22 protein-coding genes and 1 pseudogene are annotated in these 18735 nt (G+C 33.6%); 18 read left to right on the top strand and 5 right to left on the bottom strand.

Annotation, left to right across the window (positions count from 1 at the left end):
* The first annotated feature begins 15 nt into the window (after nucleotides 1–15).
* The 18 genes and pseudogenes from P5P87_RS24295 to P5P87_RS24215 all read left to right on the top strand — a co-directional run bounded on the left by P5P87_RS24295 (nucleotide 16) and on the right by P5P87_RS24215 (nucleotide 14905).
* Nucleotides 16–1329 carry a nickel-dependent hydrogenase large subunit gene (locus P5P87_RS24295; protein ID WP_278020892.1) on the top strand — a complete coding sequence of 438 codons (1314 nt, stop codon included), beginning with the start codon at nucleotides 16–18 and terminating at the stop codon, nucleotides 1327–1329.
* Nucleotides 1314–1754, top strand: coding sequence for a nickel-dependent hydrogenase large subunit (locus P5P87_RS26310; protein WP_278020891.1), 441 nt, complete (start codon nucleotides 1314–1316; stop codon nucleotides 1752–1754). The genes P5P87_RS24295 and P5P87_RS26310 overlap by 16 nt, the downstream gene beginning before the upstream one ends.
* A gap of 16 nt (nucleotides 1755–1770) precedes the next feature.
* Nucleotides 1771–2517 (top strand): Ni/Fe-hydrogenase, b-type cytochrome subunit, encoded by a 747-nt coding sequence (gene cybH / locus P5P87_RS24285; protein ID WP_278020890.1) that lies wholly within the window; start codon nucleotides 1771–1773, stop codon nucleotides 2515–2517.
* 30 nt (nucleotides 2518–2547) lie between these two features.
* Entirely contained in the window at nucleotides 2548–3057 is a 510-nt protein-coding gene (locus tag P5P87_RS24280; protein WP_278020889.1) for a HyaD/HybD family hydrogenase maturation endopeptidase, read from the top strand.
* A gap of 10 nt (nucleotides 3058–3067) precedes the next feature.
* Entirely contained in the window at nucleotides 3068–3277 is a 210-nt protein-coding gene (locus P5P87_RS24275) for an acylphosphatase (protein ID WP_278020888.1), read from the top strand.
* A pseudogene (locus tag P5P87_RS26250) lies at nucleotides 3274–3441 on the top strand (hypothetical protein); the annotation flags it as partial. The gene P5P87_RS24275 and the pseudogene P5P87_RS26250, both read left to right, overlap by 4 nt.
* Before the next feature lie 96 nt (nucleotides 3442–3537).
* Nucleotides 3538–4581 carry a Sua5/YciO/YrdC/YwlC family protein gene (locus tag P5P87_RS24270; RefSeq protein WP_278020887.1) on the top strand — a complete coding sequence of 348 codons (1044 nt, stop codon included), beginning with the start codon at nucleotides 3538–3540 and terminating at the stop codon, nucleotides 4579–4581.
* Nucleotides 4550–4783, top strand: coding sequence for a Kae1-like domain-containing protein (locus tag P5P87_RS24265; protein WP_278020886.1), 234 nt, complete (start codon nucleotides 4550–4552; stop codon nucleotides 4781–4783). The genes P5P87_RS24270 and P5P87_RS24265 overlap by 32 nt, the downstream gene beginning before the upstream one ends.
* On the top strand, nucleotides 4779–5360 hold the full coding sequence (locus tag P5P87_RS24260) for a Kae1-like domain-containing protein (protein ID WP_422854107.1): 582 nt from the start codon (nucleotides 4779–4781) through the stop codon (nucleotides 5358–5360). Before P5P87_RS24265 ends, P5P87_RS24260 begins: the two co-directional genes overlap by 5 nt.
* Nucleotides 5347–5973, top strand: coding sequence for an FKBP-type peptidyl-prolyl cis-trans isomerase (locus tag P5P87_RS24255; RefSeq protein WP_198856449.1), 627 nt, complete (start codon nucleotides 5347–5349; stop codon nucleotides 5971–5973). Before P5P87_RS24260 ends, P5P87_RS24255 begins: the two co-directional genes overlap by 14 nt.
* Nucleotide 5974: 1 nt before the next feature.
* On the top strand, nucleotides 5975–7051 hold the full coding sequence (hypD, locus tag P5P87_RS24250) for a hydrogenase formation protein HypD (protein ID WP_278020884.1): 1077 nt from the start codon (nucleotides 5975–5977) through the stop codon (nucleotides 7049–7051).
* Nucleotides 7052–7057: 6 nt separating this feature from the next.
* Nucleotides 7058–7657: a HoxN/HupN/NixA family nickel/cobalt transporter gene (locus P5P87_RS24245; protein ID WP_278020883.1), complete on the top strand. Its 600-nt coding sequence runs from the start codon at nucleotides 7058–7060 to the stop codon at nucleotides 7655–7657.
* Nucleotides 7658–7937: 280 nt separating this feature from the next.
* Entirely contained in the window at nucleotides 7938–10346 is a 2409-nt protein-coding gene (locus P5P87_RS24240) for a TonB-dependent receptor (RefSeq protein WP_278020882.1), read from the top strand.
* 144 nt (nucleotides 10347–10490) lie between these two features.
* The gene (locus tag P5P87_RS24235) at nucleotides 10491–10922 is read left to right on the top strand and encodes a hypothetical protein (protein ID WP_198856453.1); all 432 of its coding nucleotides are present in this window, start codon (nucleotides 10491–10493) and stop codon (nucleotides 10920–10922) included.
* Between the two features lie 176 nt (nucleotides 10923–11098).
* A complete protein-coding gene (locus P5P87_RS24230; protein ID WP_278020881.1) occupies nucleotides 11099–12877 on the top strand; it encodes an AMP-dependent synthetase/ligase in 1779 nt (592 codons plus the stop codon).
* Between the two features lie 121 nt (nucleotides 12878–12998).
* Nucleotides 12999–13292, top strand: a complete 294-nt coding sequence (locus P5P87_RS24225) for a hypothetical protein (protein WP_278020880.1) — start codon at nucleotides 12999–13001, stop codon at nucleotides 13290–13292.
* Entirely contained in the window at nucleotides 13264–13776 is a 513-nt protein-coding gene (locus tag P5P87_RS24220) for a hypothetical protein (protein WP_278020879.1), read from the top strand. The genes P5P87_RS24225 and P5P87_RS24220 overlap by 29 nt, the downstream gene beginning before the upstream one ends.
* A 214-nt stretch (nucleotides 13777–13990) precedes the next feature.
* Nucleotides 13991–14905, top strand: a complete 915-nt coding sequence (locus P5P87_RS24215; RefSeq protein ID WP_278020878.1) for a phytanoyl-CoA dioxygenase family protein — start codon at nucleotides 13991–13993, stop codon at nucleotides 14903–14905.
* A 109-nt stretch (nucleotides 14906–15014) separates the two neighbouring features.
* Here the strand turns inward: P5P87_RS24215 and P5P87_RS24210 are convergent, their stop codons facing one another.
* The 5 genes from P5P87_RS24210 to P5P87_RS24190 all read right to left on the bottom strand — a co-directional run bounded on the left by P5P87_RS24210 (nucleotide 15015) and on the right by P5P87_RS24190 (nucleotide 18113).
* Entirely contained in the window at nucleotides 15015–15560 is a 546-nt protein-coding gene (locus P5P87_RS24210) for a 3'-5' exonuclease (RefSeq protein ID WP_278020877.1), read from the bottom strand.
* Nucleotides 15561–15580: 20 nt separating this feature from the next.
* Entirely contained in the window at nucleotides 15581–16147 is a 567-nt protein-coding gene (locus P5P87_RS24205) for a metallophosphoesterase family protein (protein WP_278020876.1), read from the bottom strand.
* Between the two features lie 73 nt (nucleotides 16148–16220).
* Entirely contained in the window at nucleotides 16221–16724 is a 504-nt protein-coding gene (locus tag P5P87_RS24200; RefSeq protein WP_278020875.1) for a hypothetical protein, read from the bottom strand.
* A gap of 323 nt (nucleotides 16725–17047) precedes the next feature.
* On the bottom strand, nucleotides 17048–17203 hold the full coding sequence (locus P5P87_RS24195; protein ID WP_278020874.1) for a hypothetical protein: 156 nt from the start codon (nucleotides 17201–17203) through the stop codon (nucleotides 17048–17050).
* The gene (locus P5P87_RS24190; RefSeq protein ID WP_278020873.1) at nucleotides 17196–18113 is read right to left on the bottom strand and encodes a slipin family protein; all 918 of its coding nucleotides are present in this window, start codon (nucleotides 18111–18113) and stop codon (nucleotides 17196–17198) included. Before P5P87_RS24190 ends, P5P87_RS24195 begins: the two co-directional genes overlap by 8 nt.
* Nucleotides 18114–18735 lie beyond the last annotated feature (622 nt).

Raw genomic sequence — 18735 nt, 5'->3', positions numbered from 1 at the left:
TAATAAAAATAAAACATGGCAGAGCGAATAGTAGTAGATCCAATTACCAGAATTGAGGGGCATCTTAGAGCCGAAGTAGAAATCTCAGACGGCACAATACAAGAAGCTTTCCTATCTTCTACAATGGTTAGAGGTTTAGAAAATATTGTAAAAGACAGAAACCCAAAAGATGTTTGGGCCTTTGTGCAAAGAACCTGCGGCGTATGTACATCAACACATGCAACGGCATCTGTACGATCTGTGGAAGATGCGCTTGGAATTGTTATTCCGCCCAATGCAGAAATTGTTAGAAATATCATGTTAGGCTCATTATACCTTCATGATCACGTAGTGCATTTTTACCATCTGCATGCTTTTGATTGGGTTGATGTACTAAGCGGACTAAACGCCGATCCTGTAAAAACATCTCAATTGGCTCAATCCATATCCAATTGGCCCAAAAGTTCACCTGGTTATTTTTCTGATTTGCAGAAAAGATTAAAAAAATTTGTAGCCAGCGGTCAATTAGGAATTTTCGCAAATGGATACTGGGGACATCCGCAAATGAAATTGCCTCCGGAAGCCAATTTAATGGCAACCGCACATTATCTGGAAGCATTAGAATGGCAAAAAGAAATTGTCAAAGTTCACGCTATTTTTGGAGGCAAAAATCCGCATCCTAATTTTCTTGTGGGAGGAATGGCCTGCTCTATTAATCTTGATGATGCCAGTGGCTTAAATGCTGAAAGATTGGCATTTGTAAGACAATTGCTGGAAGAAGGAAAACGATTTGTAGAACAAGTTTACCTTCCAGATGTTTTAACCATAGCAAGTTATTATAAAGACTGGGGCGCCATTGGAGGCTTTCATAACTTTATGACTTTTGGTGATTTTCCAACACAAGGGTATAATAACACCAATAGTGATACTTTTAAATTTCCGTCGGGAGTTATTCTAAATAAAGACCTCACAAAAGTACACGATCTAGATCTGAGAGATTTAAAAACTGTAGAAGAATACGTAAACAATTCTTGGTATGATTATGAAGGAGACGGCAATACCGGAAGACAGCCTTGGAGCGGAGAAACCAAAATAAATTATTCTGGTCCAAAACCTCCTTATACGCATTTAAATGTTGATGAAAAATACAGTTTTATTAAAACACCAAGGTGGAAAGGCCATGCTATGGAAGCTGGCCCTCTAGCTAGAATGTTAGTAGGATATGCATCGGGAAGAGAAGAATTCAAAGATACTATCGATGCTCGCATTATCCAAACTTCAAATTCCTGCAGAAGCTTTATTTTCTACTTTAGGCAGAACTGCTCGCAAGAGCATTGGAATCGAAATTAGTGGCTGGCTGGAATCTCGAATTCTTTGACCGTTTAATTGAAAACATTAAAAATGGAGATACCAAAATGGCCAACATGGAAAAATGGGAAACTTCAACTTGGCCTAAAGAAGCTCAAGGGGTTGGTCTTGTAGAGGCACCAAGAGGTGCATTAAGCCACTGGATCGTAATAAAAGATGCAAAAGTTGCGAACTATCAGCAGGTAGTTCCTTCGACTTGGAATGCTTCTCCGAGAGACCCTAAAGGACAACGTTCGCCGTATGAAAGCAGTTTGTTAAATACACCTGTCTCTAATCCAGAGTTGCCATTAGAAATCATTAGAACCATACATTCATTTGATCCTTGCATTGCCTGCGCTGTTCACTTATATGATGAAAACGGCAGTATTATTAAAGAAGTAAACGATATCTCAATCTGTACCGTATAATTTAAAATTGTTAAACATGCCAGCAAAAACTAACGATTATAAAAGAGCCTACATATGGCAGCTGCCGATACGTATTTTTCATTGGGTAAATGCATGGGCTATTACAGGACTAGTGGCTACAGGGTTTATTATTGGCAATCCGCCAGGTATAATTTCGACTAGAGAAGCAACAAACCAGTTTTGGTTTGGGTATGTCCGAGAAATTCATTTTGCCTGTGCTTATCTATTAGTAGCCGTAATGATTTTAAGAATTTATTTTGCTTTTAAGGGAAATAAATATGCCAGCTGGCGTGTGTTTTTTCCTTTCAAAAAAGAAGGTTTTAAACGAATGTGGCATGTTATAAAATATGATATTTTCCTGCAAAATGAACATACAAATGGCTCTCCATCAGGAGCCGTGGGACACAATAGCGTAGCCGCAGCCTCTTATTTAATAATGTTTGTTATGGCGTTAATTATGATTGCTACAGGTTTTGCAATGTACGCTCCAACCTCAACTTGGTTTTTTCCTAAAATGTTTGGCTGGGTAACCAATTTTGCTGGTGGTGATTTGAACGTCAGAACTATACATCATTTTATCACTTGGACTTTTATATTGTTTGCTATTGTTCACATTTATTTAGTCTTCTTTCATGACTGGCTTGAAGGACTAGGTGAAACGTCGGCAATGGTCAGCGGTTATAAGTTTGTACGAACTGAAAGAATAAAAAAAGACGAAGATTTAGAGAAAAAGATCGAAATCGTTGAACAGGAAAAAGTTTAAATCGTTTCATCGATTTCAAAAATAAAATATATGCAGGAAGAAATTATTGCAAAAAAAATAGATGAGTTTCACACAGATGGAAATGAGATTTTAGTACTTGGAATTGGAAACTATTTAATGGGAGACGAAGGTGTTGGCGTGCATTTTATAAACAGAATAGACAAAAACCAATTTCCTGAAAACATTTCATTTATTGATGGAGGGACAGGTGGCTTTACCTTGATTCCTTATATAGAGAATCATAAAAAAGTAATCATTGTAGATGCAACGATGGATGGTAAAGATGAAGGAACGATTACGCTCTTAAAACCTCGTTTTTCAGAAGACTTTCCAACTGCATTAAGCGGACATAATTTTGGACTTAAAGACATGGTTGACATTTTATCAATGCTGAATGTCATGCCCGAAATCTCTCTGTACACAATTACAATCCTAAAAATGGAACCTATGTCTATGAACCTTTCACCAAAGGTAGATGAAGCAATCCAAAAGGTTACCCTTCAGATTATTCAGCAAATTGAAAATTTTAAAAATACATAATTCACTTTTTTTGAATCCTACATTTCAAATAACAATTTCAGGTAGTGTGCAAGGTGTAGGCTTTCGTCCCTTTGTATATAATTTGGCAATCAGCTATGATCTGAAAGGCTATGTTTCTAATAATGAAAATGGAGTCATTATCATAGTACAGGAAAAATCGCCTACTGTAACTGAATTTTATAAAGAGCTTAAAAAAAACATCCTAAAAATGCTAAAATAAAACACATTGAGATTGTAGAAATTTTAAGCGATGAAACATTTGATACTTTTTCTATAAGACCAACTGAGAAAAACATCGCAATCAATGCTCCTCTAACTCCTGACTTTGCAATCTGTAAAAACTGTAAGAGTGAGGTTTTAGATCCAAATAATCGACGTTATTCTTATCCATTTATAAGCTGTACGTCATGCGGACCAAGATATGCTATTGCTAGAAAGTTTCCTTTCGAAAGAGAAAACACAAGTTTAAATGAATTTAAAATGTGTAAAACATGTCTTGAGGAATATAATAATCCCAAAGACATTCGTTTTCATTCTCAGACTAATTCATGTCCTGAATGTGGTGTAAGAATTTCATTTACAGACAATAAAGGAATCATAACAAAGGGAACAAATAAAGAAATATTTGAAGCTCTTTGCGAAAAACTTACAGCAGGAAAAATCATTGCCGTAAAAAACATCAGCGGCTACCTACTCTTATGTGATGCAACAAATCCTAAAGCAGTTCTAGAATTACGAAACCGAAAAAAACGTCTCACAAAACCATTTGCAGTTTTATTTAAAGACATTAAACAAATAGAAAATTATCTGTATTGTCAGAAAGCAGAAAAAAAAGCAATCACTTCCTGCCAAGCTCCAATTGTAATTTTACCGCTAAAAAAGAAAGCAGATTTAGCTATTACAGAAATCAGTCCAGCTATCGAAACTGTTGGCGCTATGTTGCCTAATTCTGGCATTTTACATTTAATTTCAAACTTGTTTCAAAAACCATTTGTAGCAACTAGTGGCAACTTTAATGGCGCAGCAATCTGTATGAACCAAAATGAAGCTTTAAAATCATTAAATTCTGTTGCCGACTTTTATTTACATCATGATTTAGAAATTCAACATTCGCAAGATGATTCTATATTAAAATTTTCAAAAAAGCATAAGCAAAAAGTAATATTGCGCCGAGCGCGTGGTCTTGCTCCAAATCTCAATTTGTCTTTTTTAGCTCCGAGGTCAGAAAAACTGCTTTGCTTAGGTTCAGATCTAAAAAATACTATTACAATTACACCAAACGAACAGACCTACATAAGCGAATACATTGGAGATCTTGCAAATTATGATACTTATAACAGATTTGAAAAAAAGATTAATAGCTATTTGACTTTTTTCAATTTTTCACCACAAAAAATTATTTATGACCCGCATCCCAGTTACCAATCTGCCAATAAAATTTCAGCTTTCACATTCGAAAACAAAACTATAGAAACGCTTACAATACAGCATCATGAAGCACACTTTGCTTGCTATTTTGGGTGAGAAAAATTTATGGAAAAAGCGCAAAATATTAGGAGTTATTTGGGATGGAGCAGGTTTTGGAAGCAATACAGAGATATTTGGCAGTGAATTTTTTGAATATAATCTTGGACAGATTAACAGAATTGGGCATTTAGAATATTTTCCGTGGATTTTAGGCGATCAAATGTCTAGGAATCCAAAAATAGCAAGCATTCTCGATTAGCAGAAACAATCATCACTTTCAGCAACTTTTCAATAAAAACGAAATCAAAATTTATTCGAAACATATTGAAAATAGTGTAATAAAAACTTCTTCGATGGGACGCTTATTTGATGCCGCTGCTTTTATATTGGGCTTCAAAAATCCAATTTTGTTTGAAGGCGAAGCTGGAATGTATCTCGAAAAACTAGCTCAAGAAGCTTTTAGTAAATCTACTGTAAAATTGAAAGATTACCTTCAAGACGAGAAAATCACAAATCTGATTCCAACAAAAACACTTTTGTTAAATCTCAATAAAGCAGTAAAAAACAATACCCAGATAGAAAACGCCGCATTAAATTTTCATTACACTTTAGTTAAATGCATTGAAAAAATAGCTAGGCACAAAAAATCAAAACATCTCGCATTTAGTGGCGGCGTTTTTCAAAATACGGTCCTTATTGATTTAATAATTGATCATTTAAAACCAAAATACAAACTGCATTTTCATGAAATGCTTTCTCCTAATGACGAAAACATTTCATTTGGACAACTGAGTCATTATTTACACTTAAAAAAATTAAAACATGGATATTCTTGAACTATTAGGGCATATTGGGAAAACAGAAGAAAAAGACAAGATTTCTTACTCTACTGGTGTTGTTATGGCATTGAGTCTTAAAGACATTGGTTTTGAAGAAATAATGTATGAAGATTTTATTGACGGCATGAAATCTATTTTTGAGAAATCAAGTGAAAAAATCTCTCCAAAACGTTCTATTGAAATTTTCAATAATTATGTTGCCCTCTTACAAGAAGAACTAAAAGTAAAAAATGCCGCAATAGGAACTGCTTTTTTAGAGAAAAATGCTTTAAAAGAAGAAATTACTTCTCTAGCCAGCGGTTTGCAATATGAAATTTTAGAAGAAGGCACAGGCGAAATTCCAAAAATATCAGATACAGTAAATGTTATTTACGAAGGTTCTTTATTAAATAAGACCGTTTTCGATTCTACTAAAGATTCTGGACCACAAAAAATGCGTGTATCAGAAACCATAAAAGGCTGGCAGGAAGCTTTACAATTAATGCCCGAAAAATCAAGTTGGAAAATTTACATTCCGCATCATCTTGCGTATGCCGAGATTGGCGCACCGCCAATGATACAGCCCAACTCTACTTTAGTGTTTACTATTAAGCTCTTAAACATTGTCTGAAATGAAATATCTTTCTGAATATCGAAATCCCGAACTAGTAAATTATTATTTAAATGAAATTCATAAAATTACCACTAAACCTTGGAATATAATGGAAATCTGTGGTGGTCAGACACATTCATTGGTCAAAAATGGATTATTAGATTTGCTTCCAAAAAATATTAGAATGATCCACGGACCAGGTTGTCCCGTTTGTGTTACTCCAATTTCATTAATTGATAAAGCAATAGAATTACTGAAAAAAGGTGTCATTTTATGCTCTTTCGGAGATATGATTCGCGTGCCTGGATCTTCTAAAAGCTTGCTTCAGGCAAAGGCCGAAGGAGGAGATCTTAGAATTTTATATTCACCTTTGGAAGCTGTAAATATTGCTTCAAAAAATCCAGATAAAGAAGTCGTCTTTTTTGCTGTAGGTTTTGAGACTACCGCACCAAGCAATGCTTTGGCTGTTATCTATGCTCAAAAATTAGGGCTTACTAACTTTAGTTTATTAGTCTCTCATGTATTGGTTCCGCCAGCTATGGAAGCTATTTTATCTGATGAGTTTTGTACCATTAATGCTTTCCTAGGAGCGGGTCATGTATGTACGATTGTTGGGCTCGGAGATTACTATCCTATAGCTGAAAAATATAAAATTCCTATTGTGGTTTCAGGATTTGAGCCCGCCGATATGATTCAGGCCATTTATCATACCGTAGTTCAATTAGAAAAAGGAGAACACAACGTAGAAAATCAATATACCAGATTAGTAAAAGAAGAAGGCAATGTAAAAGCCAAAGAAGTTGTTGATAGTGTTTTTAAAATTGGAACTCAGGAATGGCGAGGAATTGGTGTAATTAAAGACAGCGGACTTGTAATGCGAGCAGAATATAAAATGTATGATGCTAGCCAAAAGTTTTTGATCACAACTTTGCACAAAAATACAGATCAATACTGTATTGCCGGACAAATTTTAACAGGACATAAAAGACCAAATGAATGTCCTGAATTTGGAAAAAAATGTAAACCTTCCAATCCTTTAGGCGCACCAATGGTTTCTTCTGAAGGTGCTTGCGCGGCCTATTTTAATTATTTGTAAAAAATTATGATTGGATTTCTGATTACAATTTACGCTGGATTAGAACATGCCTTTGAAGCTGATCATTTACTGGCTGTAAATAATTTGGTTACTAATAGAAATAGAATCAAAGATGCTTTAAAAGATGGAATGTTCTGGGGTGTTGGCCATACTTCCACAATTTTTTTAATCGGCATTATCATGATTGGCTTTAAAATTTCGATAAGCGAAAATATATTTAGCTATCTCGAAGCCATTGTAGGTTTGATGCTTATTGTGCTGGGAATAATTCGTTTGTTTAAATTATTGTACAAGAAAAAACATTCGCACACGTATTATCATAGTCACGAGCATACGCACAGTAACGGAGTTACGCATACACACATGCACGCTCACACCTACTATCATTCCCATCCTATTGCCTCTTTTAAACATGCTCATTTTGATGAATCAACAAATTATAAAACGGCATTTGGTGTAGGACTGGTTCATGGTTTGGCAGGGAGCGGATCTTTGGTTATTTTAGTTATTTCGCAAATGAAAACTCCAATAGAAGGATTACTATATATCCTAATTTTCGGAATTGGTTCTATAATAGGAATGTTTATCGCTCGCTGGATTATTTAGTATTCCGTTTACAAAGAGCATTCTCAAATCTCAAAAATTGCAATATGCCTTAATAATAATTTCTTCGGTAATATGCATCATCTTCGGCTTCAAGATTGTTTATACCAATTTATTCTAAAAATTAAGTTTATTCGGACATAAAAAAATGCTACGACGCTATCCCCATGTCGTAGCTTTTTTTTCTTCATTAATTATACTCTAATTAACATATAAGAATAGCTTAATGATATCTTAAGGCTATTTTTAAAGCTTCATTTACTGCGATAAATATCTTTGCTTCATGAAAAATATTATACGCAAATTATACCTCCCAATTCTCTTATTTACTTTAAGCCAATTTTCTTTTGCTCAAAAAACAGCAATAAAAGGAACCATCACCGACGGAAAAAACCCTATAGAATTTGTTGATGTTATTTTAAAAAGTACAGCCGATTCAACAAAAACTGCTAATTATACCACAACAGATGTTTCCGGCAATTTCGCTCTAGAAAATGTAACTTCTGGAGAATATCTGCTTCAATTTAAATTAATCGGTTTTAAAATAAATACTAAAAAGATAAAATATACAGGCACGGCTATTTCACTCGGCACTATCATTTTGCAAGAAGATGCAAATCAGCTTAATACTGTAGTTGTAAACTCACAGAAAAAACAGATTCAAAAAACTGCAGAAGGTTTTGTTTTTAACGCGGTTTCAAATATTTCGCAATCAGGAGGAACAGCAATTGATATGCTAAAAAATATTCCAACAGTTTCGGTTGATGCTGATGATGCCATTTCGTTAAGAGGAAAAACGCCTTTGATTTTAATCAATGGGAAAAATTCTGCTATTACTGATATGAATCAGATTCCTGCAAGCAGTATTGAAAGCATCGAAATCATTACAAGTCCGACTGCAAAATACGATGCTAATGCAGAAAGTGGCATTATCAATATCAAACTTAAAAAGAATAATCTAAACGGAATAAATGGTGCTGCAGTTCTTGGTGGCGGTTTTGGAGCAAAAGGAAGATTAAGCGACTCTGCTCTTTTAAATTATAAAAACGACAAATGGAATGTTGGCCTTGCTTACGACAATCGTTTTGCAGGAAGAACAAAAAGTATTGAAGGCGACCGAACGAACTATTTTATTCAAGACGAACATTATATCCATCAGACTCGAAGTGACCAGCGTACAGAAGGTTTACAAAATCTAAAATTCAATCTTGATTTTTCTCCAAACGAAAGAAACACTTTCTCTTTTGAAGCACTTGGAAATCTTGAGAACAAAGACAATGAAGAGACTTTAAAAACGAATGTTTATAACGATTCAGATGCCTTTTTCTCTGCTAACCAACGCCATTCTTCAGAAATTCAAAAAGCTAAAGCTGCAGAGTTTTCGTTAAATTATGACCGAAAATTTTCTGATGACAGAAAAAGTTTAAATGCAAACATTACCAGTTCTTTCAATTTTGGCAGAGAAAACACAAATATCGATACCAATAATTACGATGAAAATGGAATGCTGATTGGTGACACATTTTGGCAAAAAACACATAATTATGGGAAAGAAAATATTTCGAATGCTATTGTAAATCATGCTTTTCCAATTTCAGAAAAATCAACTATTGAAACAGGCTATAAAGGAACTTTTAGATTTTTTAATTCTGATTTTCAAACCGCTGATTTAATTAATGGCGATTATGTAGTTAATCCGCTTGCGAGTAATATTTTTGATTTTAATGAGCAAATAAATGCCTTTTATGGACTTTTAAATTCGTACTCTGGTTCAAAGGACAATCAGAAATGGAAATATAATGTCGGACTTCGTGCTGAACAAGTTTCAAATAATGGAAAAACAGAAAATGGAAGTGATAATTTTTCTAATCATTATTTAAAACTTTTCCCTTCGGCATCTGTTCAATTGAATTTGCAATCTGACGAATTTTTAAAATTTGGTTATAGTAAACGTATAAATCGCCCAGATTTAGATGATTTAAATCCTTTTGTTGATATTACCGATGCATTAAATCCTCATAGTGGAAATCCTTATTTAAAACCAGAAATTATTCATATTGTAGAATTAAATTATAATAAAGAATGGGATAAATATTCGCTTTCTGGAAATGCCTTTTATAGAAATGCTAACAATACCATAAGACAATATTCCACATTGCAAGATAATGGAGTTGTTTTATTACAGCCTCAGAACATTGGAAACATGGTTACTTATGGAGTTGAAGGTATTTTTAGTCTAAAACCATTCTCTTTTTATGATGCCAATATTAGTTTAACGGCTTTTCAGCAAAACATTAGTGCAACCAATTTACCACAATCTGAAGATGTTGTCAATAGTGCATTCAGTTGGTATGGAAAAGTGATCAATAACTTTGTGCCGTGGAAAGATGGAAAACTACAAATTATAGGAAACTACAATTCTGCTGTTGCAACTCCACAAGGAAAAAGAATCCCGATTTACAATGTAGATATGGGATTTCAGCAAAAATTAGGAAAAGGAAATGCACGATTAGGCTTAGTTGTAACCGATATGTTTAACACATTAGAAAGCGGTTATAAAAACAATACTTTATTATTTAAAAGCAATAGAACTTCAAAATCTGATACAAGAGCTTTAATGATAACGTTTGCTTATACCTTTAGATCAGATTTCAAAGAAAAATTACTAGAAAATCAGTTTTCGACGGAGTAAAAACTGACATAGAATCATAAAAAAAGAAAAATTTCATTCTTGTATTTTTAAGCTATTATTCTATTGAAAAATTGAATTATATTCGCCAAAAGAAATCAGCTCGACAGATTTTTTTAAGCCCGAAAACACTTAATCCTACATAGAATGAAATTTTTACATTTATTAGTGGTCACACTATTTTTTACTGCCTTTCAATCGTATTCACAAGTACACGTTGATCAGATCATCCATAATTCTAAAGAACGTTACATTACCACAACTATTGGTTATCCAGTTCCAGGAACTTTTGCACCTTTGAACCAAAAAGAGCCTATTACAGTTTTAAATCCAGACGGAACAGGTTTTATTCAGGCCGAAGATTTAAGCAAACAAAAAATAAACTGGGGAATAGAATGCACAGAAGAAGGTGTTCCTGTTTTTAAAGAAGGATTCAACAGTGCAACTTATACATTTTGGTACAGACCAAATGACAGTGAAGAATGGTATTACTCTCAATTCTCTATTCATTTTGCCAAAAAGAAAATGTTTTTAATGGGCGAAAGAGTAAAAACTTACGAAGATTATAACGTGCAATAACTTTTAAAAGCATCTTCAAATTAAATTTTTCTTGATTTTTTGGAAATTTCACGGCGAAAAAGAAAACGTTTTCGTTGATTTTTAATAGTCTCTATAAATTTTCCCATTAAATTTTATAAAACTGAAAATCATACCCAAATTTTATTTAATTTGCAATAAAATTCAATATATTAAACATGGTTTCAATCACACGCCTTTTTGATTTTCCCTATTATCAACAAGAAACTTACAACCTTCCAGTTGCTCTTGCAACCAAAAAAAATGGAGTCTGGGAAAAAACATCTAGCCAAGAATATATTGCAAAAGCAAATGCTGTTTCGAGAGCATTATTGCGTATGGGCGTTCAGAAAGATGATAAAATCGCATTAATTACTTCGAACAACAGAACGGAGTGGAATATAATGGATATTGGTATTTTGCAGACTGGTGCTCAAAATGTTCCTATTTATCCAACTATCGCAGAAGAAGATTACGAATATATTTTAAACCATAGCGGTAGCATTTACTGTTTTGTTTCTGATGAAGAAGTATTACAGAAAGTAAATGCCATAAAAGCAAATGTGCCAACTTTAAAAGAGGTGTATTCCTTTAATGAAATTGCAGGTTGCAAACACTGGACAGATTTACTTGCACTTGGTGAAGACGAAAGCAATCAAAGCGAAGTCGAAGCTAGAAAAGACAGCATCAAAACAGATGATTTAGCTACTATTATCTACACTTCTGGAACAACAGGAAGACCAAAAGGAGTTATGCTTTCTCACAAAAATATTGTGTCAAATGTTTTGGACAGTGCGCCAAGAATTCCGTTTGATCCAGGAAAAAGCACTGCATTAAGCTTCTTGCCTATTTGCCATATTTTTGAAAGAATGATTTTGTACATCTATCAATATTATGGTGTTTCAGTTTATTTTGGAGAATCGATCGATAAAATTAGTGACAACTTAAAAGAAGTTCGTCCAACTGTCATTACAGCTGTACCAAGACTTTTAGAAAAAGTTTACGATAAAATTTATGCTAAAGGAGCCGAATTAACTGGCATCAAGAAAAAACTGTTTTTCTGGGCTATTGATTTAGGCTTGAAATACGAACCATACGGAGCTAACGGATTCTGGTATGAGTTCCAATTAAAAATTGCTCGCAAACTAATTTTTAGCAAATGGAAAGAAGGTTTGGGAGGAAATCTAGATTTAATGGTTTCTGGAAGCGCTGCTTTGCAACCACGTTTAACGAGAGTTTTTGTCGCTGCAGAAATTCCAGTTATGGAAGGTTACGGTTTATCTGAAACATCACCTGTAATTGCAGTTAACGATCAAAGAAACAGAGGTTTTAAAATTGGAACTGTTGGAAAACCAATTCGTAACCTTGAAGTTAAAATTGCTGAAGACGGAGAAATTTTATTAAAAGGACCAAACGTAATGTTAGGTTATTATAAAGATCCTGAAAAAACGGCCGAAGCAATTATCGATGGTTATTTCCATACAGGAGATATTGGAGAAATTGACAGTGAAGGTTTCTTGAAAATTACAGATCGTAAAAAAGAAATGTTCAAAACTTCTGGAGGTAAATATATCGCTCCACAAATGATTGAAAATGCCATGAAACAATCTCGCTTTATTGAGCAGATTATGGTTATTGGTGAAGGTGAAAAAATGCCTGCAGCCTTTATTCAACCCAACTTTGAATTTGTAAAAGAGTGGGCTAAAATTCATAAAATTACTTTAGGAAGTACAGATGCTGAAATTTCTTCAAATCCAGATGTTATTAAACGAATTGATGAAGAAGTAGAAAACATCAACAAAAAATTTGGTCACTGGGAACAAGTGAAACGCATTGAGCTAACTCCAGATGTTTGGTCAATTGATGGCGGACAACTTACTCCTACCTTAAAATTGAAACGAAAAATTATTAAAGAGATTTACAAAGACCTTTATGCTAAAATCTACGGAAACAATTAATAAATCAAAATAATATAACCAAAGCGAAAAGGCCGTCTCAATGAGATGGCCTTTTTTTAGTTTTGAATATTTTTTTGTCTGAATATTTTTTAACTATTTTTAATCTACTAAAAACAAAATAATGAAAGAATATATCGACAATATAAATTGGTCAGAAGTTTGGGAGTTTTCAAAACAATTTATCCTGCCTAACATCGGTTGGTTTATACTTTGGATTGTTTTATTTATTGTTCTCGGGATTATTTTAGGCATTCTTTTCAATGTCTTTTTATATCGAAAAAATTTCTTTTACCGCGACAAAAAATATTATAACTGGTTTGCCAAACTCTGGATTCCGTATTTCCTAATTGTCATTCTCTATTTTATGACAATGATTGGCTTGTTCTATGGAACGCATTCTATTTTACGCAGCTGAAAACAAGAACATTGCCGCTAAGATTTATTCTAACACTTTTGGAACCACATTTTCATCTGAAAAAGAGAAAAAAGATTTTTTGCATGCTTTGCAATTGCTTTCAAATTCTTCAGAAGATGCCAGTAAAACGCTTACTAAAGCATTTGCATCTTATATCAAACAAAACAATAGCGGTTTAAGCACTTTAGATAACTTTAAAAATTCTTCGACTTCTTACTTGCTTGAAAAATACGAATCGGATGTTTACAGTGCTTGCGTCTACGGATTTATGAAGGCTGTCGACAAAAAAGCCGACATGAAAAATGTAAAAGACATTAATTATGCCGATTTTAAAGCTACTTTGGCAAAACTAGATCAAATTGAACCTCAAAAGATCGAACTCTCCTTACAATCAGAAATGGGGCGAAAATTACAATCGGTACAGAACTTTGTTTTTTATGGAATTCTAAAACACGAATTGATTTTTTTCTGTTTTTTCTTTTGATTCCGTTTGTTGAACTTCTCATTTATATCAAATTTGTAAAAGCACCAAAAACAACTCAAAATACAGTTGCTGTTTAATTGATAAAGATTTTGTTCTAAAGGCTATCTCAATAGGATAGCCTTTTTTAGTATCAAAAAAAACGGGTATTTTTACTTTAACCCCAAAATTATAATTCCCGTATTTTTATGTTTTCATTCAACTAAAATTGAAAAGTATGCCTTGGACAATTCTCGAACAATTATGGAACCGTGCTGTAAATCCAGAAAACACGAATCCAGATCTTACCAATTGGGACAACGAAATTAAAACATTGTACCAATTAGGTATTGCCATGGAAGATACTTTATTCTTTTTATATTCTGAAAAACCAGATTTTGAAACTTTCAAGACATGGATTAATAACAGAAAACGAAATGCTGCCTCAGAAATAGAGGATTTAATAGAAAATGTATTGTCTGAAGAAGATCTTCAATTTTGGAATGAGAACGGTTATATAGTAGTTAAAAATGCCATTTCTAAAGAAGATTGCCGAGCCACACAAAACGCAATTTGGGATTATTTAGAAATGGATCCAAATCAAAAAGAAAGCTGGTACAAACGTCATGAAAAACAAAAAGGATTGATGCTTAATTTTTCGGATCACGAAACTTTAAATCGTAACCGTTTTTCGCCAAGAATAAAAAAAGCTTACGAACAGCTTTACACAACCAATAAAATTTACAAAACTATTGATAAAGTAAGTTTTAATCCTCCGGAAACAGAACATTTCACTTTTCTTGGAAGTCCGTTGCACTGGGATATGAGTTTAAAAAAACCGCTTATTTATAGCCTTCAAGGTTTACTGTATTTAACCGAATGCGGAGAAAATGATGGCGCTTTTCATTGTGTTCCTGGTTTTCATAACCAGATTAATGAATGGCTCGATCAACTTGCACCGAATGAAAATGCTAGAGAAAAAGCTTTAAAAACTTTACAGCCAAAACCAATTACAGGAGATGCCGGTGATTTTATAATCTGGCATAATGCACTGCCGCATTGCGCAACACCCAACAGAGGAGAGAATCCAAGAATGGTGCAATATCTTACTTATCTTCCAGATGATTACAATGCTGCAGGAGAATGGATTTAATGTATTTATAGCAATTGTAGAAAATGCGAAAAACTGCAAATACAACGATTTACAGTTTTCTACAGTTATCAGCTATTCTTTTTAATAACTGCGATTAACAAATTAAATTCTAATTTTTAAGGCACCAATTCAAAATCTTAGCGATGTTTTTGGCATCGTCAATTCCGCGGTGATGTGTTCCTTCTAACGGAATATTCAGCAATGCAAGCGCACCATTCATTCCTGTTGGTTTAACCAAGCCAAACTTTTCGGCAAAATGCTCTTTTACATTGATATGCTCCTCTCCCATTGGATACGAAACACCAAACGATTTACATTGTTTTTTCAGCATATTCAAATCATATTGACCGTAACTTGCCCAAGTATACAAATCAGGATTATAATCGTCAACAAGCTCATTGATGGCATCTTCGAAACTAACTCCGTTCTTATCAAGTAAATCCTGAGTGATGGTGATTAATTCCGTACAAAACAAACTAACGGTTGAACGTTGTGGCTTTACTAATATTCCTCTATTCTTCGAAATTGCTCCTGTTTCTGTGTCTAATACAGCTAAACCAATTTCAATAATTTCATTTTGCTGTCCGCTCGGGACAGCACCTTGCCAACATGTGGCTTCTAAATCGATAATAATAATTTTATCTGTAGTTTTCATTTTTTTAATTTTTAAAAATTTTACAATTCTCTGTCTCCAAAAGGAGCTTTCCAATCTTTCTTTAAAATAATGGCTTTTACCTCATCATAAGAAAGAGGTTCATAATTGTGGCAGTCAACACCAACATCAAACGATCGAGAAGTTTCATCATCAAACAAATGACCATGAGAGTGACCGTATAAATGCCATGTTCCTCTAAAAGAACTTCTCCATACTTTCATTGCGTAGTGAAACAAGATTATTTTCTGCCTTCCGTTTGGTGCATCTGCATCTTCAACACTTAATTCATAATAATCTTTAATCCATTCAAATCGTTTTGCATAACTCAATGCCGATTTATCGTGATTGCCCTTTACAAGAAAAATAGAACCATTTAATTGGTCTAAAATTTCTTTTGTTCGTTCTGGTCTTGCCAGCGAAATATCTCCTAAGTGATAGACAATGTCTCGCGGACTCACCTTTTCATTCCAACGTTTAATGAGTTCCTGATCCATCTCTTCTACCGAGGCAAAAGGCCGTTCGCTAAACCTAATTATATTCGTGTGACCAAAATGATGATCAGACGTAAAAAATATTTTTTGATTCATTAATTTTTTAAATTTTTAATTTGAAACCACCAATTTTATATTGATGGTTTCTATTGTGTTTTCTCTGTTTTCATCAGAAAAACATGCTTTTAATATCTAGAAAGAAACTTCTTTTCTTAGACTTTTTTTCAGGCTTTTCTCTTTTTTCAGAGTTCTTTTTTTCAAAAACTGCTTTAGCTTTCTCAAGCTTTTTAACTGGTTTTGTTTCTTCTTTTTTAGAAGTTTCATAAAACTTTTTGAAAGGACGTGGCTCAAAATCAACCAAAATAGTCGCCATGTTTATAGCATCAATATTTGATGGATCTGTCTCTCCTTTTAAGAACGTTTCTATAGGACGGAATTTATCTTTCTTTTCCTTAAACTTGTTCTTTTTGGTATGATCGAAATCTAAGCCCAGAAGATTCTTGAAAACATTCAAATCATCTTGGGTTGGGTTATTCTCGAAAATAAGCCAGCACAAATCACGAAGTTTACCACGAGAAGGCTTGTACAAATAATCAAAGTATTGACCGCCTTTTTCTGTCTCGTATTTATTTCTAATTGCTTTTTTATATTTTTCTAGTGTATTGTTTTGCATGGTATTTTTCTTTTGCAATTCTTGGGAATCTCAGGAAATTGAAGGCTTTTCTGGGAAATCCAATATCACAAAAGTTCAAAAGCACGCTTGCTTTACTAGAGAAATATCTCTAAATGATATATATGGTTTTCCGAAAATTTACCTTTTCATTCCATAGGCTAATGCATTCTAAATCTGCTTCGATAATCGAGACAAACGAAGATTCACTAAACTCCACTGTATCTGTCTGACCTTTATGGGCCGACCCAAATCCTATTTCTTGATTCATCCTTAAATTTTTATTATTAAACTTAAACAATCAACATTTACTGCTAATGGTTCTTTTACTTTACGAAGATTTCTTTTAATTGACCAATTACGTTTCCGCCGCCAGAAATAGTGATTTCACCAATTTTATCTGCGATTTTTTCAACGTATTCCATCTCTTTCAACTTCCACAACATTTCGTTTTCTTCCATCAGCTTTGCTGTGTTAAGCAAACTTCTTGTTGCGAGCAGTTTCTTCTCTTCTCATAATGCTGTTGGCTTGCGCTTTTTTCTCCGCAACCAAAACCTGATTCATGATTTCTTTCATATCTCCTGGAAGAATTACATCTCTTATTCCAGCATCAGAAATTTTCAAACCTAAATCTTCGATTTTAGTTTTTGCTTCTTCTAAAATAGCCTCGGCAATAGCATCTTTTTTAGTTAACAATTCATCTAAAGTCAAGCCTCCAACAAAAGCTCTTAAAGCCAATTGCATTGCTACATACAATTGTTTTTCAAAATCTTTATTTTCAGTCAAAGCTTTCATGATATCAACTACTTGGTATCTCACAAAAAAGTTAATTCTCAATCCTGCTTTATCTTTAGTCAACAATTCTTGGCGGAAATCTCCAATTGCTTGCTGTCTTGTATCGACAGTTTTTACTTCGATTGTAATGGCGTTATTCCAGAAATAATGTGTTCCAGATTTCAATTCTTTCACAAAAGTTCCATTCACAAATAACAAAGCCTTGTCGTTGCTTGCCACAATGAATTTTCTTGTAAAGTATCTCATCTTAACATTTTCCAATAAGTTTACTGGAATATTTTCTGTGATTTCAATCTTAGACAAATCTGCTTTAATGAATTCATTTTTTACAACTCCTTTCCAAAAAGCATATTTTCCTGGCGTTAAAACTTCTTTGAAATTTCCTTTTACGAATTGTAATACAATTTCGTTATCGGCAACCTCAACAACTTCCAAAAGAGATACTAACACTTCATTTTGCAATAAAATATCCAACTCAAAAGGAGCCTGAAAAGATCCATTTAGATCATAAATCATAATGTTTTTATTTCCAAAAATCCAGTGTAATCCTTCTTCTAAGACTTTTTCTAATTTTCTATTTTCGAACACCAAGCCCACTTGGTAAGTCTCGATTTTAATTCTTTTTTATCATAATTATATTTTGTTTCAGGTTTAATGTTTCAAGTTTTGAAATCTATAACCTCTATTATCTTTCTTCTTTCTTCTTGCTAAATAAAAAAACCTCTTTGCCTTTCTCCTCTAAGAAAAACGGTCGAATAGTTTGTTCTTTGTCTGTCTGAATTATTTCTGATTCTATTTTATTGAAAGAATCCCCAAATTCTCTTAACAATCAAATCAAAAAGAAAACAAACTTTTCAAAACACATTTCTATTTGCACTGGCTTTATCAGAGTGTGAAACATCAGATTGTAAAATCCTAATTTCACTGACAAAGACAAATCAGTTTTTTCTAATGGTCATCTTTTTAAGAGTGATGGTCTCTACTGTTACAGGTTTTTGAGACCCGTCGACTTACCGGATTCGTCCAACCGAAACGCGTTCGGTGCAGGATTCGAACCTGCATAACACATCCAATGCTCTATCCAAATTGAGCTACCACATTACTGTGAATGGGATTCGAACCCACAACCCTCAGATCCCTTGTGCGATAATTTTTTGGAAAACCATCAAAACCTCCAAACCAAGCTGCATAGAAAAACATAATACGCTTTCGCGAAAAG

The organism is Flavobacterium ginsengisoli (assembly GCF_029625315.1).
GTDB classification, from domain to species: domain Bacteria; phylum Bacteroidota; class Bacteroidia; order Flavobacteriales; family Flavobacteriaceae; genus Flavobacterium; species Flavobacterium ginsengisoli.
The sequence above is the reverse complement of the archived record's forward strand: the minus strand, read 5'-3'. Positions and strand labels throughout refer to the sequence as shown.